The organism is Microbispora hainanensis, assembly GCF_006874475.1.
GTDB classification, from domain to species: Bacteria; Actinomycetota; Actinomycetes; order Streptosporangiales; family Streptosporangiaceae; genus Microbispora; species Microbispora hainanensis.
The window spans coordinates 1-1,534 of the sequence record NZ_VIRM01000133.1; the positions used below are offsets into that span (position 1 = coordinate 1).

Below are 1,534 nucleotides of genomic sequence, written 5' to 3' on the forward strand. Positions count from 1 at the left end.
CGCGCCGGTAATCGGTTGTGGCGGCGTTCGGTGGAGTGTTGATCGCAAGTTGCCGACGGCGCATCCAGGAGCCGCGGCATTCCCTCGGCGGCGCAGCAAGTGGGCGGATGCGCGGTGTGACGTTACAGGCGCCCACGAGGTCTTCAATTCCGGGCCGTAGGTAACGGAACGCGAAGTGTCAGGTAGCCATTACATTTGGTATGTATTGACTCAATGATCATGCTTGTGTTGTACTCTTGGTAAATCGTCAGGCGGTTCGGGAGGTATAGTGCCCAATCATCCGATTCTCCGCACGGTGAAGTACGTGGCTGCACTGGTCGCCGCGGCCACTCTTAGCCTTGCGGCCGCTGTTCCCGCGCATGCGGATCCTGATGTTGAAGGGGTGGAGCAGGCGCCGCTCAAGAACCCGGCGGGGCCTTTCTGTGTGCACCACCTGCAGCCTCAGATTGGGCTATCCGCCCCGCAGCCCTTGCGGTCGGTCTCGAAGCCTAAGCGTGTCTGCTACCAGAGTGCGACGGAAGCAATCAAAGATGCCACCGGTGGTGCCATCACCGACATTCCCGCCGACGGCAAGGGTCTCGGCTCCCCCGAGTTCGTCGCAAGAATCAAAGCACACAACGCCTCCGTGGAGCGCATGCGCGCCGCTAGTAGCGATGCCTCGACTGCTGCTAGCGCCGCTTCATACGTCATTGGGGCCATCTTCCAACTTGAGTGGTACGAGGGTCAATCGGACTACTTCTCCGCTCCCAGTTGGTGTGACAATGGGGCAGCGTTCAGCGTCGACATGTACGGCCAGTGGTGGGATAACCGGACCTCGTCTGTTCAAATGTACGGCAACTGCGGGGCGATCCTCTACCAGTTCCCTGGATTCCAGGGAGATACCTACAGTGTTGGCACGGGCTTTTATGAGCCGTATCTAGGCGACTTTGACAACCGGACTTCATCCATGTGGATGTTCTAACTCGAACTAGGCAGGGCCTGTGCTCAGGAAAGATTGGAGTGTGGGCCTCTGCCGCGGAGAACCTAATGTCTAAATTGCGCGTCACTCGTGCTGCTATTGTAAAAGCGGCCCTCATGAGCGCTTCTATTCTGTCATCGGCCGCCTGCGGTATATCTGCGGCCCAGACCACCGCAACCGCAGCCACTGTAGGATCTTCACCTGAACAGCAAAATCCGTCGAGGGTAACCGAAGCGCACTATTCTGAAGTGCGCTGTTATAGCGTGGGTGACCCTGAAGGACACTTTGCCGACGTCACATTTCCGGTCATGACTAAGGCGGGCAAGACATCGATGCCGCAGGTCACCGCCGGAAAGGCAAAGGATGCATGTGCTGCGCTGTTCCGGGAAGGCCGGCTCGTGGAAGGTGTGGCAGAAAACATCACAGCGCGTAGTGTCGTTGAGGGCCAAGTCCCGGAGCTTTTCGTCTGTAAGATGGATGTCGCTCGTTTTGCGGTTTTTCCATCAAGTTCGTGTGAAGGTTTAGGGCTCGACGAGGCTTAGCCGCCTGGAGGGCAATCATGCCCTCCGTACCAAT

At 58.1% G+C, this 1,534-nt stretch carries 2 protein-coding genes; both read left to right on the forward strand.

The features are described 5' to 3' along the window. Positions 1 to 295 precede the first annotated feature (295 nt). A complete protein-coding gene (locus FLX08_RS39805; protein ID WP_142625417.1) occupies positions 296 to 961 on the forward strand; it encodes a hypothetical protein in 666 nt (221 codons plus the stop codon). A 65-nt stretch (positions 962 to 1,026) separates the two neighbouring features. After that, positions 1,027 to 1,500, forward strand: coding sequence for a hypothetical protein (locus FLX08_RS39810; protein WP_142625418.1), 474 nt, complete (start codon positions 1,027 to 1,029; stop codon positions 1,498 to 1,500). Positions 1,501 to 1,534 lie beyond the last annotated feature (34 nt).